The 15,667-nt window shown below is 70.7% G+C and carries 14 protein-coding genes; 8 read left to right on the top strand and 6 right to left on the bottom strand.

The annotated features are described in order from the left end of the window. Nucleotides 1-26: 26 nt before the first annotated feature. The 6 genes from gyrB to dnaA form a co-directional block, all read right to left on the bottom strand. Nucleotides 27-2,027, bottom strand: a complete 2,001-nt coding sequence (gene gyrB, locus RVR_RS17960; RefSeq protein WP_272933088.1) for a DNA topoisomerase (ATP-hydrolyzing) subunit B — start codon at nucleotides 2,025-2,027, stop codon at nucleotides 27-29. Nucleotides 2,028-2,330: 303 nt separating this feature from the next. After that, nucleotides 2,331-2,993, bottom strand: coding sequence for a DciA family protein (locus tag RVR_RS17955; protein ID WP_237404815.1), 663 nt, complete (start codon nucleotides 2,991-2,993; stop codon nucleotides 2,331-2,333). Continuing rightward, a complete protein-coding gene (gene recF, locus RVR_RS17950) occupies nucleotides 2,990-4,153 on the bottom strand; it encodes a DNA replication/repair protein RecF (RefSeq protein ID WP_202234824.1) in 1,164 nt (387 codons plus the stop codon). Before recF ends, RVR_RS17955 begins: the two co-directional genes overlap by 4 nt. A gap of 76 nt (nucleotides 4,154-4,229) precedes the next feature. After that, a complete protein-coding gene (gnd, locus tag RVR_RS17945; protein ID WP_202234823.1) occupies nucleotides 4,230-5,147 on the bottom strand; it encodes a phosphogluconate dehydrogenase (NAD(+)-dependent, decarboxylating) in 918 nt (305 codons plus the stop codon). 82 nt (nucleotides 5,148-5,229) lie between these two features. Then, the gene (gene dnaN, locus RVR_RS17940; protein WP_202234822.1) at nucleotides 5,230-6,360 is read right to left on the bottom strand and encodes a DNA polymerase III subunit beta; all 1,131 of its coding nucleotides are present in this window, start codon (nucleotides 6,358-6,360) and stop codon (nucleotides 5,230-5,232) included. A gap of 825 nt (nucleotides 6,361-7,185) precedes the next feature. Continuing rightward, nucleotides 7,186-9,171, bottom strand: a complete 1,986-nt coding sequence (dnaA, locus tag RVR_RS17935; RefSeq protein ID WP_202234821.1) for a chromosomal replication initiator protein DnaA — start codon at nucleotides 9,169-9,171, stop codon at nucleotides 7,186-7,188. Between the two features lie 408 nt (nucleotides 9,172-9,579). Between dnaA and rpmH the strand changes: the two genes are divergently transcribed. The 8 genes from rpmH to RVR_RS17895 all read left to right on the top strand — a co-directional run bounded on the left by rpmH (nucleotide 9,580) and on the right by RVR_RS17895 (nucleotide 15,627). Further along, on the top strand, nucleotides 9,580-9,717 hold the full coding sequence (rpmH, locus tag RVR_RS17930; protein ID WP_123606641.1) for a 50S ribosomal protein L34: 138 nt from the start codon (nucleotides 9,580-9,582) through the stop codon (nucleotides 9,715-9,717). 19 nt (nucleotides 9,718-9,736) lie between these two features. Next, on the top strand, nucleotides 9,737-10,135 hold the full coding sequence (rnpA, locus tag RVR_RS17925) for a ribonuclease P protein component (protein ID WP_202234820.1): 399 nt from the start codon (nucleotides 9,737-9,739) through the stop codon (nucleotides 10,133-10,135). Further along, nucleotides 10,132-10,449 (top strand): membrane protein insertion efficiency factor YidD, encoded by a 318-nt coding sequence (gene yidD, locus RVR_RS17920; protein ID WP_202234819.1) that lies wholly within the window; start codon nucleotides 10,132-10,134, stop codon nucleotides 10,447-10,449. The genes rnpA and yidD overlap by 4 nt, the downstream gene beginning before the upstream one ends. Nucleotides 10,450-10,451: 2 nt before the next feature. Continuing rightward, the gene (gene yidC, locus RVR_RS17915; RefSeq protein WP_237404813.1) at nucleotides 10,452-11,675 is read left to right on the top strand and encodes a membrane protein insertase YidC; all 1,224 of its coding nucleotides are present in this window, start codon (nucleotides 10,452-10,454) and stop codon (nucleotides 11,673-11,675) included. A 15-nt stretch (nucleotides 11,676-11,690) separates the two neighbouring features. Further along, nucleotides 11,691-12,209: a Jag family protein gene (locus tag RVR_RS17910; RefSeq protein WP_202234817.1), complete on the top strand. Its 519-nt coding sequence runs from the start codon at nucleotides 11,691-11,693 to the stop codon at nucleotides 12,207-12,209. A 156-nt stretch (nucleotides 12,210-12,365) separates the two neighbouring features. After that, nucleotides 12,366-13,106 (top strand): 16S rRNA (guanine(527)-N(7))-methyltransferase RsmG, encoded by a 741-nt coding sequence (gene rsmG / locus RVR_RS17905; RefSeq protein ID WP_202234816.1) that lies wholly within the window; start codon nucleotides 12,366-12,368, stop codon nucleotides 13,104-13,106. Nucleotides 13,107-13,366: 260 nt separating this feature from the next. Next, on the top strand, nucleotides 13,367-14,488 hold the full coding sequence (locus RVR_RS17900; RefSeq protein WP_202234815.1) for a ParA family protein: 1,122 nt from the start codon (nucleotides 13,367-13,369) through the stop codon (nucleotides 14,486-14,488). Further along, on the top strand, nucleotides 14,485-15,627 hold the full coding sequence (locus RVR_RS17895; protein WP_202234814.1) for a ParB/RepB/Spo0J family partition protein: 1,143 nt from the start codon (nucleotides 14,485-14,487) through the stop codon (nucleotides 15,625-15,627). The genes RVR_RS17900 and RVR_RS17895 overlap by 4 nt, the downstream gene beginning before the upstream one ends. Nucleotides 15,628-15,667 lie beyond the last annotated feature (40 nt).

Genomic DNA, 15,667 nt, shown 5'->3' with positions numbered 1-15,667 from the left:
TCACACGGCCGGAGGTCGGGGCCGACTCAGATGTCCAGGAACCGGACGTCCTTGGCGTTGCGCTGGATGAAGGTGCGGCGCGCCTCCACGTCCTCGCCCATCAGGACCGAGAACAGGTCGTCGGCCTGCGCCGCGTCGTCCAGGGTGACCTTGCCGAGCACGCGGTGGTCGATGTCCATGGTGGTGACCCGCAGCTCCTCGGCGTTCATCTCGCCGAGGCCCTTGAAGCGCTGGATCGAGTCCTCGCGGATGCGCTTCCCGCTCTGCTTGCCCAGCTCGACCAGCGCGTCGCGCTCGCGGTCGGAGTAGGCGTACTCCCAGTCGTCGCGGCCCCACTTCACCTTGAACAGCGGGGGGCGGGAGAGGTACACGTGCCCGGCCTCGACCAGCGGGCGCATGAACCGGAAGAGGAAGGTCAGCAGCAGGGTGTTGATGTGCTGGCCGTCCACGTCGGCGTCCGCCATCAGGATGATCTTGTGGTAGCGGAGCTTGTCGATGTCGAAGTCCTCGTGCACTCCGGTGCCGAAGGCCGAGATCAGCGCCTGGATCTCCTGGTTCTGCAGGATCTTGTCGATCCTGGCCTTCTCCACGTTGAGGATCTTGCCGCGGATCGGGAGGATCGCCTGGTACTGCGGGTTGCGGCCGGACTTCGCCGAGCCGCCGGCGGAGTCACCCTCGACGATGAAGATCTCGCACTTCGTCGGGTCGTTCGACTGGCAGTCGCTCAGCTTGCCGGGGAGCGACGCGGACTCCAGCAGCCCCTTGCGGCGGGTGAGGTCCCGCGCCTTGCGGGCCGCGACCCGGGCGGTGGCCGCCTGGATCGACTTGCGGATGATGTCCGTGGCCTCGTTGGGATTGCGGTCCAGCCAGTCGGTGAGGTGCTCGTGCACGACCTTCTGGACGTACGTCTTCGCCTCGGTGTTGCCGAGCTTCGTCTTCGTCTGGCCCTCGAACTGCGGCTCGCCGAGCTTGACCGAGATGATCGCGGTCAGGCCCTCGCGGATGTCCTCGCCGGTGAGGTTGTCGTCCTTCTCGCGCAGCAGCTTCTTCTCCCGCGCGTAGCGGTTGACCAGGCCGGTCAGCGCCGCGCGGAAGCCCTCCTCGTGGGTGCCGCCCTCATGGGTGTGGATCGTGTTCGCGAAGCTGTAGACACCCTCGCTGTACTGGGTGTTCCACTGCATCGCGACCTCGACCGACAGCAGCCGCTCCTTGTCCTCCGCCTCGATGTCGATCACCGTGGGGTGGACCATCTCGCCCTTGCGCGAGTTGAGGTACCGCACGTAGTCGACGATGCCGCCCTCGTAGTAGTACGACGCGGCCAGCGGCTTGCCCTCCTCGTCCACGTGGTCGGGGCGCTCGTCGGTCAGCGCGATCCGCAGGCCCTTGTTGAGGAAGGCCATCTCCTGAAGCCGCCGGGAGAGCGTCTCGAAGGAGTAGTCGGTGGTCTCGAAGATGTCGGGGTCGGCCCAGAAGGTGACCGAGGTGCCGGTGTCCGCGCTGGCCTCGTGCTTGGCCAGCGGAGCCGTCGGCACGCCGAGCTTGTAGTCCTGCGTCCAGCGGTACCCGTCGGTGCGGACCTCGACGGCGACGCGCGTCGACAGCGCGTTGACCACCGAGACGCCGACGCCGTGCAGACCGCCGGAGACCGCGTAGCCGCCGCCGCCGAACTTGCCGCCGGCGTGCAGCACGGTCAGCACGACCTCGACCGCCGGCTTGCCCTCCGAGGGAATGATGCCGACCGGGATGCCGCGCCCGTTGTCCACCACGCGCACGCCGCCGTCGGCGAGGATCGTGACGTCGATGGTGTCGGCATGGCCGGCCATCGCCTCGTCGACCGAGTTGTCCACGACCTCCTGCACGAGGTGGTGCAGGCCCCGCTCACCGGTCGAGCCGATGTACATGCCGGGGCGCTTGCGCACCGCCTCGAGTCCTTCCAGCACGGTGATCGCACTGGCGTCGTAGGACTTGTTGCTGTTCTCGTTGGGGTTGCCGGAATCGGCCACGAAGCGCCCTTTCTGGCACAGCACGAGCCTGGTCCCACCGGCGGCGGGATCGACTGCGATGTTCTGACTGTGGTTCGACGGTTCCGCTGGGGTACCCCTGCCGGACGCGCCGGACTGCCAGGGGAGGGCGGTCTCGTATCAGTCTACCGGTAGCGCCGACATGAGTGGGGCTTTGCCGGTACCTGAGTTCCCATGTGCCGACCGAACCCCGCCTCGCCCGACTCCCTACACGCGGACCCGGTGCCGAAACCGCTCACGACGGCGTCCAGGGCTTCCGGCTGTCAACCCCCCGCTACGCTCAGCAGGGGCATCCGTGCGCCCGCGCGCTCACCCGTACGTGTCACCCGGACCGCGGCTGCCGGGAGCCCGCAGCCTGCCGTACGACCGGCTCGGCCCGGCCGGCGCCAGCACCTTGATCATCCGCACCGTGCCGTGCCCGAGGTCGGCGTTGAGCCGCGCCACCAGCGTCGGAGCGAGCAGCCGGAGCTGCGTCGCCCACGCGGTCGAGTCGCACTGGACGGTCAGCACCCGCTCGTCCTCGTCGTACCGGTCCGGCGCGCAGTGCAGCGCGACCTCCGGACCGACAAGCTGCGGCCAGCGGCCCATCACCCCTCCGACTGCGGCCGGCGCCTCCCAACCGCGCTCGGTGATGAGCCGGTTGATCGCCGCGCCCAGCGGCAGCGGGTCGCGGCCGTCCGCCCGGGCGCCGCTGCGCAGCCCGCCGCGGCGGGCCTGCTTCTTCTGCACCGCCGCCGCACCCCGGGCGCGCGCCTGCTCCTTGGCCGCGCGCAGCGCCACCCGGGCGAGGTCCACACCCGACGCGCCGCCCGGCGCCGCCTGCCCGGCCCCGCCCGAAGCCTCACCCGGGGACCTGCCGGAAGCCTCACCGGGGACCTCACCCGGGCCGGCGGCCGGAGCCGCGCCGTCCTGCCGGGGTACGGCCCCGCCGCTCTCCCCGCGCCGGGCCCGTGCCCGCTCTGCGTCGCTCATGACCGCCGCACCGTCCCGTCCTGCACCGCGAACCGGGTGCCCACCAGCACGCCCGGCACGTCGTCGTCGACCGCGGCCGTGACCAGCACCTGCTCGCCGGGCGCGACCAGTTCGGCCAGCCGCTCCCGGCGCCGGGTGTCCAGCTCGGCGAACACGTCGTCCAGCACCAGCACCGGCTCCCGCCCGTCGGAGCAGAGCAGGTCGTACGACGCCAGCCGCAGTGCGAGGGCGTACGACCACGACTCGCCGTGGCTGGCGTATCCCTTCGCCGGCAGCGGGCCGAGCTTGAGCACCAGGTCGTCGCGGTGCGGGCCGACGAGTGTCACGCCGCGCTCGATCTCCTGCTTCCTGGCCTCGCCGAGCGCCTCCAGCAGCCGTACGTACAGGTCCTCGCGGCCGGTCGCGCCGGCCGTCAGCCCGTCGCCGACCGAACTGCGGTACTCCAGGCCGACCGGCCCCCCGCCGGGCGCGAGCTGCTCGTACGCCTTGTCGGCCAGCGGCTGGAGCGCGGCGACCAGGTCGAGCCGCTGGGCGAGCACCTCGGAGCCGGCGCGGGCCAGGTGCTGGTCCCACACGTCGAGCGTGGACAGGTCCGCGCCGCCCGTCCTGCCGCCGGTGCCCGCGGCCGCCCGGCTGCCGTGCCGGCGGGCCAACGCGGCCGACTTCAGCAGGGTGTTGCGCTGCTTGAGGACCCGCTCGTAGTCCGCGCGCACCCCGGCGAGGCGGGGGGCGCGGGCGGTGACCAGCTCGTCGAGGAAACGCCGGCGCTCGCCGGGGTCGCCCTTGACCAGCGCCAGGTCCTCCGGCGCGAACAGCACGCTGCGCAGGATGCCCAGCACGTCCCGGGGCCGGACCTGCGAGGACCGGTTGATCCGCGCCCGGTTGGCGCGGCCCGGGTTGATCTCCAGCTCGACCAGTTGCTGCCGGTCGCCCTGCACCACCTGGGCGCGCACCACCGAGCGCTCCGCGCCCAGCCGTACCAGCGGGGCGTCCGCGGCGACCCGGTGGCTGCCCAGGGTGGCCAGGTAGCCGACCGCCTCGACCAGATTGGTCTTGCCCTGCCCGTTGGGCCCGACGAAAACCGTGACGCCCGGGTCGAGGGGGACCTCGGCCCGGGCGTAGGAGCGGAAGTCGGCAAGCGAAAGGTGCGCTACGTGCATCTCGTGCTGTGGCGCGGGGTGCGCCGGCCTCCCTGCTGTGACGTGCGGTGCGACACCGCCGCTCGGCCTACTCGGCCTACTCGGCCGCGGTGACCGCGTGGCCGCCGAACTCGTTGCGGAGCGCGGCGATCATCTTCATCTGCGGCGAGTCGTCCTGGCGGGACGAGAAGCGCGCGAAGAGCGACGCGGTGATCGCGGGCAGCGGCACCGCGTTGTCGATCGCCGCCTCCACGGTCCAGCGGCCCTCGCCGGAGTCGTCGGCGTAGCCGCGGAGCTTGTCCAGGTGCTCGCTCTTGTCGAGCGCGTCCACGGCCAGGTCGAGCAGCCAGGAGCGGATCACGGTGCCGGACTTCCAGGAGCGGAAGACCTCGCGGACGTCGGTGACCGAGTCGACCGCCTCCAGCAGCTCCCAGCCCTCGGCGTACGCCTGCATCATGGCGTACTCGATGCCGTTGTGGACCATCTTGGCGAAGTGGCCGGCGCCGACCTTGCCGGCGTGCACGGAGCCGGAGTCGCCCTCGGGCTTGAGCGCGTCGAAGATCGGCTGCGCCTTGGCGACGTCCTCCGCCTTGCCGCCGTACATCAGCGCGTAGCCGTTGGCGAGGCCCCACACGCCGCCGGAGACGCCGCAGTCGACGAAGCCGATGCCCTTGGCGGCCAGCTCGCCGGCGTGCTTCTCGTCGTCGGTCCAGCGGGAGTTGCCGCCGTCGACCACCAGGTCGCCGGGGGAGAGCAGCTCGCCGAGCTCGTCGATGGTGGACTGGGTGGCCTGGCCGGCCGGGACCATCACCCACACCACCCGCGGGCCGTGCAGCGCGTCCACGAGTTCCTTGAGGCTGTGGACGTCGGCGAGGTCCGGGTTCCGGTCGTACCCGATGACGGTGTGGCCGGCGCGGCGGATGCGCTCGCGCATGTTGCCGCCCATCTTGCCGAGACCGATGAGACCGAGCTCCATCACTGACCCTTCGTTCGAAGCATTCGACGCGTAACGCATGGCGCGTGACCGCGGTACCCGGCGGGACTGCCTTGCCCGACCCGGTCCGACCACGAGCCTACGTCGACCCGTGGCCCGGGCTTCAGCCGGACAGGCGCACCGGCATGATCAGGTACTTGTACGCTTCGTCGGCCTCGGCGTCGACGGCCGGACGGCCGCTGAGCAGTGCGGGCTTGGTGGAGGTCGTGAAGGAGAGCTGGGCGGCCGGGGAGTCGATCGCGCTCAGGCCGTCGAGCAGGAACGTCGGGTTGAAGGCGATCGAGATGTCGTCGCCGTCGAGCTTGGCCTCGACCCTCTCCACAGCCTGTGCGTCGTCGCTGGAGCCGGCCTCCAGGGTGAGCACGCCCTGCTCGAAGCTCAGCCGCACCGGGGTGTTCCGCTCGGCGACCAGGGCGACGCGCTTGACGGCCTCGACCAGGGGCGCGGTCTCGATCACCGCGACCGAGGCGAACTCGGTCGGGAAGAGCGTGCGGTACTTCGGCAGGTCGCCCTCGAGCAGCCGGGTGGTGGTGCGCCGGCCGGCGCCCTCGAAGCCGATCAGGCCCTCGCCCTCTCCCGCGCCGGCCAGCGCGATGGAGACGGTGTCGCCGCTGGTGAGCGACTTGGCGGTGTCCTGGAGCGTCTTGGCGGGCACCAGGGCGACCGCGGAGATGTCGGCCTGCTCGGGCTTCCACAGGAACTCGCGGACCGCGAAGCGGTACCGGTCGGTGGCGGCGAGCGTGACGGTGTCGCCCTCGATCTCGATCCGCACCCCGGTGAGCACCGGCAGCGTGTCGTCGCGTCCGGCGGCGATGGCGACCTGGGCGGCCGCCGCGGCGAAGACGTCGCCGGGGACGGTGCCCGAGGCGGTGGGCATCGCGGGCAGCGCCGGGTACTCCTCGACGGGCAGCGTGTGCAGGGTGAAGCGGGAGCTTCCACAGACCACGGTGACCCGGACGCCGTCGGTGGAGATCTCCACCGGGCGGTTGGGCAGGGCCCTGGAGATGTCGGCGAGCAGCCGGCCGGAGACCAGCACGGTGCCCTCCTCGTCGACCTCGGCCTCGACCGACACCCGCGCCGAGACCTCGTAGTCGAAGCCCGAGAGGCTGAGCTTGCCCTCCTCCGCCTTCAGCAGCAGCCCGGCGAGCACGGGCACCGGGGGACGGGCCGGGAGGCTGCGGGCTGCCCAAGCCACTGCCTCGGCGAGTACGTCGCGCTCCACCCGGATCTTCACCGGAACCGCCTCCTGCTTGTTGCTGGCTGTCGGGGACCAGTCTGACGCACAGGACTGACAGCAGGTGCGGCTTGACGTCAAGCCGTGATCCGGGCCGCGGGGCGGTGCCGGGCCGAGTTGTGCACACCCCCCGCTTCGAAACGACTTCGCAGCTCTCTATGTGTAGTCGTAGTAGTAGGGGTTGTGGATACCGTGGATAACCGGTTCCAGTGCAGGTCAGGGCCGGTTTTTTGTCCACCGCGCCTGTGGGTGGCGCCCGTGGATAACCAGGGGCCGCTGTGGACGGCGGAAAGTTGTGCACACCCGATACACAGGCCGACCCCACTTGTCCCCAGCTCCGTCCCCAGGAATACCCGGGTTCTCCCCAGCCCAACCCACCTCCTTGGTGTGACGGCTTTCACTCGTTCGTGCGGCCAACCGTGTCGCGTTGCCGAACAGTGGACAGCGATGTGGAGAAGCGGGCCGAAGCTGTGCACAACCCAGGGCATCCTGTGGGCGGGCGGTGGACAACTTCTCGGCCCGGGTGCAGGGTTGTCCGTTTCCTCCACAGTCTGTGGACGGTGGTTACCCACATTTCCACATGCGGCTGAGCTGCGTGGATGTGCCTTGTGCCCACTGGCCTGTGGAGACGAATCTGGACAACTCCGCCGTCCCCAGGGTGTGGACAGTGCTCCGGCGACGTTTCTGTGGAGAAACGGATCTCCGCCGGGGGGTAATCGAACAGCCGTGAACGCCGAGTGCCCCGGGAGCGGGGCTCCCGGGGCACTCGGCGGGTGAATCGGCGGGCGGGCCTGTGGGCGGGCCGCCGGCGGTCGGCGGCTGCGGTCAGCTCTTGATGCGGTTCGTCAGCTCGGTGACCTGGTTGTAGATGGAGCGCCGCTCGGCCATCAGCGAGCGGATCTTGCGGTCGGCGTGCATGACCGTCGTGTGGTCGCGGCCGCCGAAGAGCGCACCGATCTTCGGCAGCGACAGGTCGGTCAGCTCACGGCACAGGTACATCGCGATCTGCCGCGCGGTGACCAGCACCCGGCTGCGCGAGGAGCCGGACAGGTCGTCCACCGCGAGCCCGAAGTACGCCGCCGTCTCCGCCATGATCGCGGTGCCGCTGATCTCCGGCACCGAGTCGTCGCCGCCCGGGATCAGGTCCTTGAGCACGATCTCGGTGAGCTGGAGGTCGACCGGCTGCCGGTTGAGGCTGGCGAACGCGGTGACCCGGATCAGCGCCCCCTCCAACTCGCGGATGTTGCGCGAGATCCGCGAGGCGATGAACTCCAGCACCTCCGGCGGGGCGTTGAGCTGCTCCTGCACCGCCTTCTTCCGCAGGATCGCGATCCGCGTCTCCAGCTCCGGCGGCTGGACGTCGGTGATCAGCCCCCACTCGAACCGGTTGCGCAGCCGGTCCTCCAGGGTGACCAGTTGCTTGGGCGGCCGGTCCGAGGAGAGCACGATCTGCTTGTTCGCGTTGTGCAGGGTGTTGAAGGTGTGGAAGAACTCCTCCTGCGTCGACTCCTTCTGGGCCAGGAACTGGATGTCGTCGACGAGCAGGATGTCCATGTCCCGGTACCGCTTGCGGAAGGCGTCCGCCTTGCCGTCCCGGATGGAGTTGATGAACTCGTTGGTGAACTCCTCCGAGCTGACGTACCGCACCCGGGTCCCGGGGTACAGGCTGCGGGCGTAGTGCCCGATGGCGTGCAGCAGGTGCGTCTTGCCGAGCCCGGACTCGCCGTAGATGAACAGCGGGTTGTACGCCTTGGCGGGTGCCTCGGCGACGGCGACCGCGGCCGCGTGCGCGAAGCGGTTGGACGCGCCGATCACGAAGGTGTCGAAGAGGTACTTGGGGTTCAGCCGCGCGGTCGGCTCCACCGCGCCGCTCCCGCCGCTCCCGCCGCCCGGCTGCTCGCTGCGGGCGGCCGGCACCCCGGGTGACTGCTGGTACGCGGCCGGCGGCGGCACGTACCCCTGCGGGCCGCCCTGGTGCGGGCCGGAACGTCCCTGCCCCTGGTGTCCCTGGTGGCCCTGGTGCGGCACGCTCGGGTAGCTGTCGCGCGGCTCGGGCCGGTAGCGCCGCTCGTCGTACGGCTCCGGGCGGCCGTCGTACGACTCGGACCTGCCGCCGTCGTAGGCGTCCCGGGGGGAGCGGCGCTCGTCGTAGGCGTCGCGGCGAACCTCGTACGGCTCGCGGTCCTGGAAGTCCACCGGCGCGGGCACGCCCCAGCTACCGAGCTTGGGCTGCTGCCAGTCCTGGTGCTCGTCGGGGTAGGCCGGGCGCATCCGCAGCTCGTGGGCGTCCCGGGGGTCGTGCGCGTCGCGCGGATCGCGGGGGCCGAGCGCGTCGTGGGCACCGAGGGGGTCGCGCGGATCACGCGGATCACGCTGGTCGCGGGAGTCGCGGGAGTCGCGGGAGTCGCGGGAGTCGCGGAGGTCCCGGGTGTCGTGCGGGCCGCGGTCACCGCGGTCACCGCGGTCGCTTCGGACCTCGTGGACGTCCCGGACGTCGCGGTTGTCGGCGGGATCCGCGGGGGGCGGGGGCGGCTGCTCCTGGTCGCCCCCCGAGGCGACCGCGATCGCGATGCCGACCGAGTGACCGAACTCACTGCTGAGCACCTTGGTGATCAGCGGCAGCAGCCGGCCCTCCAGCACGTTCTTGGCGAACTCGTTGGGCGCCGACAGCACCGCGGTGCCGGCCACCAGCGCCAGCGGCTGGGTGCGCCGCAGCCACTCGGTGTCCTTGGGCTTCAGCTCGCTGTCCATCAGCAGCTTCTGCAGGACCCGCGGCCACACTGCGGCAAGATCGGCAGTCACGTCGGCCACAGTGCACGCTCTCTCGGGTCGCTTGGTGGTGCGGAGAACTCCCGCGAAAGTGTGAACCTCCGGAGGGGCGGGGAGTGTAGGGAGTTCGGTGCCTGGAGGAGTCCGGAGTCCCGTCACGGTAGTCAGGCCGGTGCGCGCGGTTCAAGTCGTTGTCCACAGGGTGTGTACAAACCCCGGGGTGTCGCGGCCCGGGTTTGACCGGATGGCCTAGCCGCACGTACCGTATCGAGGTCGAGTTGTCGATGGCTGCTGCCGCCTGCCTGCCGATGGGCGAAGATCATCCGGGTGCCTCCGGCCTCCGGGTGGTCGTCAAAGCGGTACACCCGATCAGTCCGCGAGCTTCCTCGTGGGCGCACGGTGACAGCCAGGCGACGCACCGCTGCCATCCCGATCCTCTGGAGCCCCCGAGTGAGCAAGCGCACCTTCCAGCCGAACAACCGTCGCCGCGCCAAGACCCACGGCTTCCGCCTGCGCATGCGCACCCGCGCCGGCCGCGCGATCCTCTCGACCCGCCGCGCCAAGGGCCGCGCCCGCCTGTCCGCCTGATTGCCACAGGTCTCATGCCGTGCTGCCCACCGAGAATCGGCTGAGGCGGCGCCAGGACTTCGGCGAAGCGGTTCGCCGTGGACGCCGGGCGGGTCGCCCGCTGCTGGTCGTCCATCTGCGCCGCGACGCCACGGACCCGCATGCGCCAGGGGGAGGCAGTCCCCCGGCGCGTGCGGGTTTCGTCGTGAGCAAAGCGGTCGGAAACGCCGTGCAGCGCAACCTGGTCAGGCGCCGACTGCGTCATCTGGTCCGGGAACGCCTGTCGCTGCTGCCCCCCGGTAGCCTTGTGGTAGTACGCGCGCTCCCCGACGCGGGAAGCGCGGACCACGCACAGCTAGCCCTCGACCTGGACGCCGCGCTCCAGCGGTTGCTGGGCCGTGACGCCCGTGGCGACGCCGAGGGGAGGGTGGCTCGATGAAGTACCCGCTGCTGGCACTGATCAAGCTCTACCAGTGGACGATCAGTCCTCTGCTCGGGCCGGTGTGCCGCTACTACCCCTCCTGCTCGCACTACGGATACACGGCCATCGACCGGCACGGTGCGATCAAGGGAACCGCGCTGACCGCGTGGCGCATCCTGCGGTGCAACCCGTGGTCGCCCGGTGGCGTGGACCACGTCCCGCCGCGCAAGCGGCCGCGATGGCACGAACTGCTGCGCCGCTACCTGCGGGGCGGCTCCGACGGGCCCGTCACGCCCGAGCCCACCGGACCCTCTCACGCCCAAGGAGCCTGACCGTGGGGATCTTGAACCCCCTCTATGACGCCGTCTCGTGGATCATCGTCCAGTTCCACTCGCTGTACAGCCTGGTTTTCGACAAGGACAGCGGCTGGGCGTGGGGGCTGTCCATCGTCTCCCTGGTGGTCCTGATCCGGACGGCCCTGATCCCGCTCTTCGTGAAGCAGATCAAGTCCACCCGGAACATGCAGGTGCTCCAGCCGAAGATGAAGGCGATCCAGGAGCGCTACAAGAACGACCGGCAGAAGCAGTCCGAGGAGATGATGAAGCTGTACAAGGAGACGGGTACCAACCCGCTCTCCTCGTGCCTGCCGATCCTCGTGCAGTCGCCGTTCTTCTTCGCCCTCTACCACGTGCTGAGCAACGTGGCGAAGGGCCACGAGGTGGGCGTGATCCACACCAACCTCGTGGAGAGCGCGAGCAAGGCCCACATCTTCGGCGCCCCGCTGCCGGCGAAGTTCCTGGACAGCACCGCCACCCTGGCGCGCCTGCACACCAGCCACGCCGAGGTGCGCACCGTCACGATCATCATGATCGTGCTGATGTCGTTCTCGCAGTTCTACACGCAGCGCCAGCTGATGACGAAGAACGTGGACATGTCGGTGAACACGCCGTTCATGCAGCAGCAGAAGATGCTGATGTACGTGTTCCCGCTGATCTTCGCGGGCTTCGGCATCATCGCCCCGGTCGGTGTGCTGCTGTACTGGCTGACCACCAACGTCTGGACCATGGCCCAGCAGCTCGTCGTCATCCGGCGCAACCCCACTCCGGGCAGTCTCGCGTTCAAGCAGCGGCAGGAGCGGCTGCGGGCCAAGGGCAAGCTCGTGGAGCCGCCCGAGGAGGTCGCGGCGAAGGAAGCGGTCGAGCAGGCGCGCGCCAACCGCACCCAGCCGAAGCGGCAGAGCAAGTCGCAGCGGACCTCCGGAGCGACCGCGACCAGCACGCGTCCCGGAGGCTCCGGTGCCGGCACGGCGACGTCCGGCAAGCCGGCCGGCGGATCGGGCGGTGAGGGCGGCACCGGCGGTGCGAAGCAGGCCGGCGGTTCCGGTGCCACGAAGTCGTCCGGCGGCAAGCAGTCCGGGAGCGGCAAGGGCGCGCCCCGCGCGGGCGCCCCCCGGGCCGGTGCGCCCCGCGCGGGCGGCTCCAAGCAAGGCGGCGGTGCCTCGGGCAAGCAGTCCGGTGGCCCGAAGTCCAAGCCGGGCAACCTGTCGAAGAAGAAGTAAGAGGAGAGTCCAGGCGTGAGCGACGTCAACACGACCACCGCACCCGACAGCGGCCCGTCCACCGGCCTGTCCCGGCTGGAGCAGGAAGGCGAGATCGCCGCGGACTACCTCGAGGGTCTGCTCGACATCGCCGATCTCGACGGCGACATCGACATGGACGTCGAGGGCGAGCGGGCGTCGGTGTCGATCATCGGTGACAGCGGCAGCCGTGATCTGAACAAGCTGGTCGGGCGGGATGGCGAGGTCCTGGAGGCTCTCCAGGAGCTGACCCGGCTCGCGGTGCACCGGGAGACCGGCGAGCGCAGTCGGCTGATGCTCGACATCGCCGGGTTCCGTGCCCAGAAGCGCGCCGAACTGGCCAAGCTCGGGGCGAGCGCCGCGGCCGAGGTCAAGGAGACCGGCGAGCCGGTGAAGCTGGACCCGATGACGCCGTTCGAGCGCAAGGTCGTGCACGACGCGGTCGCCGCGGCCGGTCTGCGCAGCGAGTCCGAGGGCGAGGAGCCGCAGCGCCGCGTGGTCGTCCTGCCCGCGTAGCACCGCGACCGACCCACGCGCGCATCCGCGCGCGACCAACCCGTCGGCCCCGTCTGTTCGCAGGCGGGGCCGCAACTTTGTAACTCTGATGGTGTACGTCTGCCTTCCAGGCGCTTGGGCGACCAAGACGCGGACATCGAGGAAAGGACCGCCCCCGTGACCGAGGCAGCTGCGGAGCTTCCGGCGCCGCCCGAGCAGGCCGAAGAGGTCTTCGGAGACCGGTTCGCCGATGCGCTGCGCTATGCCGGGCTGCTCGCCGACGTGGGCGTCCAGCGCGGGCTCATCGGCCCGCGCGAGGTGCCCCGGCTCTGGGAGCGGCACCTGCTGAACTGCGCGGTGCTCTCCGAGGCGGTCGAGGAGGGCGTGTCGGTCTGCGACGTCGGGTCCGGCGCCGGCCTGCCCGGCATCCCGCTGGCGCTGGTCCGGCCGGACCTGGAGATCACCCTCCTGGAGCCGCTGCTGCGGCGGACCACCTTCCTCGACGAGGTGGTCCGGGTCCTCGGCCTGGAGAACGTCACCGTCGTGCGGGGCCGGGCCGAGGAGATGGTCGGCCTGCTGCCCCCGGTGGACGTGGTGACGGCCCGGGCGGTGGCGCCGCTGGAGCGGCTGGCCGGCTGGGGGCTGCCGCTGCTGCGGCCGCACGGCGAGATGGCCGTACTCAAGGGCGACACCGCCGAGGAGGAACTGAAGACCGCCCGCGCGGCCCTCGGCCGGCTCGGTGCGGTGGGCGCGACCGTGGTGCAGGTCGGCGAAGGCGTGGTCGATCCGCTCTCCACGGTGGTCAGGGTCCAGGTCGGAGAGAGTCCCGGTGGGGTAAGGGCCGCCAGTCGGCGGGCCAAGGCGGCGCGTGCCCATCGCGCCTCCCGTAACGGTGGAGGCGGCCGCCGCCGTCGTTGACGCCGGTCTGCGACGTCGGCGTTCTACGCCATCCCACCGGCCGAAACCGCACAAATCGGAGTGTCTGCGGGGTTGGTGTCGCGGCGCTGTGCATCGTGTTCCACGTGAAACGTCGCTCGCTGCTCCCCGGAGTTCTCAACCGTGGCCGCGCCGCGGCCGAAGCGCACGCCGGCAAACCCGTGAAGAAGGCTCCCGCTGTGGACAGTTCTCGGGATTTATCCACAGGCGACCGGGGCTCGCTGGTTCAGCACCCCTCAGGCATGGCAGGCTCTTCTCATAGCGAGCCTGAAGTCGAGGAGAGTGAGTCCTTGCGGTCCGACGCCAATATCGCGGGACCGATGGCCGATCCGGTCCCCGGTCCCCGCTCAGCCGAAACCGCCGGAGGACCCCTGTCCGGTCCCCCGGGGTACGGGGGTGGTGTTTCACGTGAAACATTGCCTCCCATGGATGACACCCCCATCGGACGCGCGGCCCAGTTGGCCGTCGAAGCGCTAGGTCGCGCCGGCGAGGGGCTGCCCCGCCCTGCCCAGACCCGGGTGATGGTCGTCGCCAACCAGAAGGGCGGCGTGGGGAAGACCACCACCACCGTCAACCTGGCGGCCTCCCTGGCGTTGCACGGCAACCGGGTCCTGGTGGTCGACCTCGACCCCCAGGGCAACGCGTCCACCGCGCTGGGCATCGACCACCACGCCGAAGTCCCCTCCATCTACGACGTGTTGGTGGAGAGCAAGCCGCTGTCCGATGTCGTGGTGCCGGTCGCCGACGTCGAGGGGCTCTTCTGCGCTCCCGCCACCATCGACCTGGCGGGCGCGGAGATCGAACTCGTCTCGCTGGTCGCGCGCGAGAGCCGCTTGCAGCGGGCGATCGAGGGCTACGAGCAGCCCTTGGACTACGTGCTGATCGACTGCCCGCCCTCCCTCGGCCTGCTGACGGTGAACGCCCTCGTGGCCGGCGCCGAGGTGGTCATCCCGATCCAGTGCGAGTACTACGCGCTGGAGGGGCTGGGCCAGCTCCTCAAGAACGTCGACCTGGTCCGCGCCCACCTCAACCCGCAGCTGCACGTCTCCACGATCCTGCTGACGATGTACGACGGCCGCACCCGGCTGGCGGCGCAGGTCGCCGAGGAGGTGCGCACCCACTTCGGCAAGGAGGTGCTGCGCACCAGCATCCCGCGGTCGGTGCGCATCTCGGAGGCACCCAGCTACGGCCAGACCGTCCTCACCTACGACCCGGGTTCCAGCGGTGCCCTCTCCTATCTGGAGGCGGCCCGCGAGATGGCCCTACGAGGTCTGCCCGCCAACGTCGCGGTCGAGTACGACCCGGAACACGTCGAACAGCGCCAAGAGCACAACCCGCACAGTATGTCGGAGGGTATCCAGTGAGTGATCGACGCAGAGGGCTCGGCCGCGGTCTTGGCGCGCTGATCCCGGCGGCGCCGCAGCCGACCGGGTCCACGCCGGTGGGACAGCCCGCGTTGGTGCCGGACCGCGGTGTCGCCGCGGCGAAGGTGGCCGGGCTGACCGACCGCCGGGCGGCCGAGGCCGTGTCGGCGGTCGTGGACATCCCTGTTTCACGTGGAACCGAGCCGGAGCCGTCCGGGGCGGAGGTACCGGTCACCGGCGCCTACTTCGCGGAACTCGCGCTGGACACCATCACCCCGAACCCGCGGCAGCCGCGCGAGGTCTTCGACGAGGACGCCCTCAACGAACTCATCACCTCCATCAAGGAGGTGGGGCTGCTCCAGCCGGTGGTGGTGCGGCAGATCGACACCGGCCGCTATGAGCTGATCATGGGCGAGCGTCGGTGGCGGGCCTGCCGGGAGGCGGGGCTCGAACGCATCCCGGCGATCGTCCGCGCCACCGACGACGAGAAGCTGTTGCTGGACGCCCTGCTGGAGAACCTGCACCGGGCACAGCTGAACCCCTTGGAGGAGGCCGCGGCGTACGACCAGTTGCTGCGCGACTTCGCCTGCACCCACGAGCAGCTCGCGGACCGGATCGGTCGTTCCCGTTCGCAGGTCTCCAACACGCTGCGTCTGCTGAAACTCTCGGCACCGGTCCAGCGCCGGGTCGCCGCCGGAGTGATCTCCTTCGGGCACGCCAGGGCACTGCTGTCCCTGGCCGACGCCGAGGAACAGGACCGCCTGGCCCACCGGATCGTCGCCGAAGGGCTGTCGGTGCGTGCGGTCGAGGAGGTCGTGACGCTGATGAACAGCGAGCCCACGACCGCTCGTAAGTCCGCCGCGCCGCGGGCCGGCCGTCGGGTCTCGCCGGCCCTGACCCACCTGGCCACCCGGCTCTCGGACCGCTTCGACACCCGGGTGAAGGTCGACCTCGGTCAAAAGCGCGGAAAGATCGTCGTGGAGTTCGCGTCGATAGAGGATCTGGAGCGCATCCTGGGATCGATGGCCCCCGGTGAGGGCAAGGTCCTGGAGAGCCGGCTGGAGGCCGAGCCCGAGGAGGGCGGCGAGGCCGAGGACAGCACCGAGGCCGGCACCGGGTCCGAGGCCGGCACCGAATGACCCGTCGGCACCCCGGCGGGCCTGCCGGGGTGCCGAGCGC

The sequence above is a fragment of the Streptomyces sp. SN-593 genome, from assembly GCF_016756395.1.
In the GTDB taxonomy this organism is placed as follows: Bacteria; Actinomycetota; Actinomycetes; order Streptomycetales; family Streptomycetaceae; genus Actinacidiphila; species Actinacidiphila reveromycinica.
This window is presented reverse-complemented; position numbering and strand designations above follow the sequence as displayed.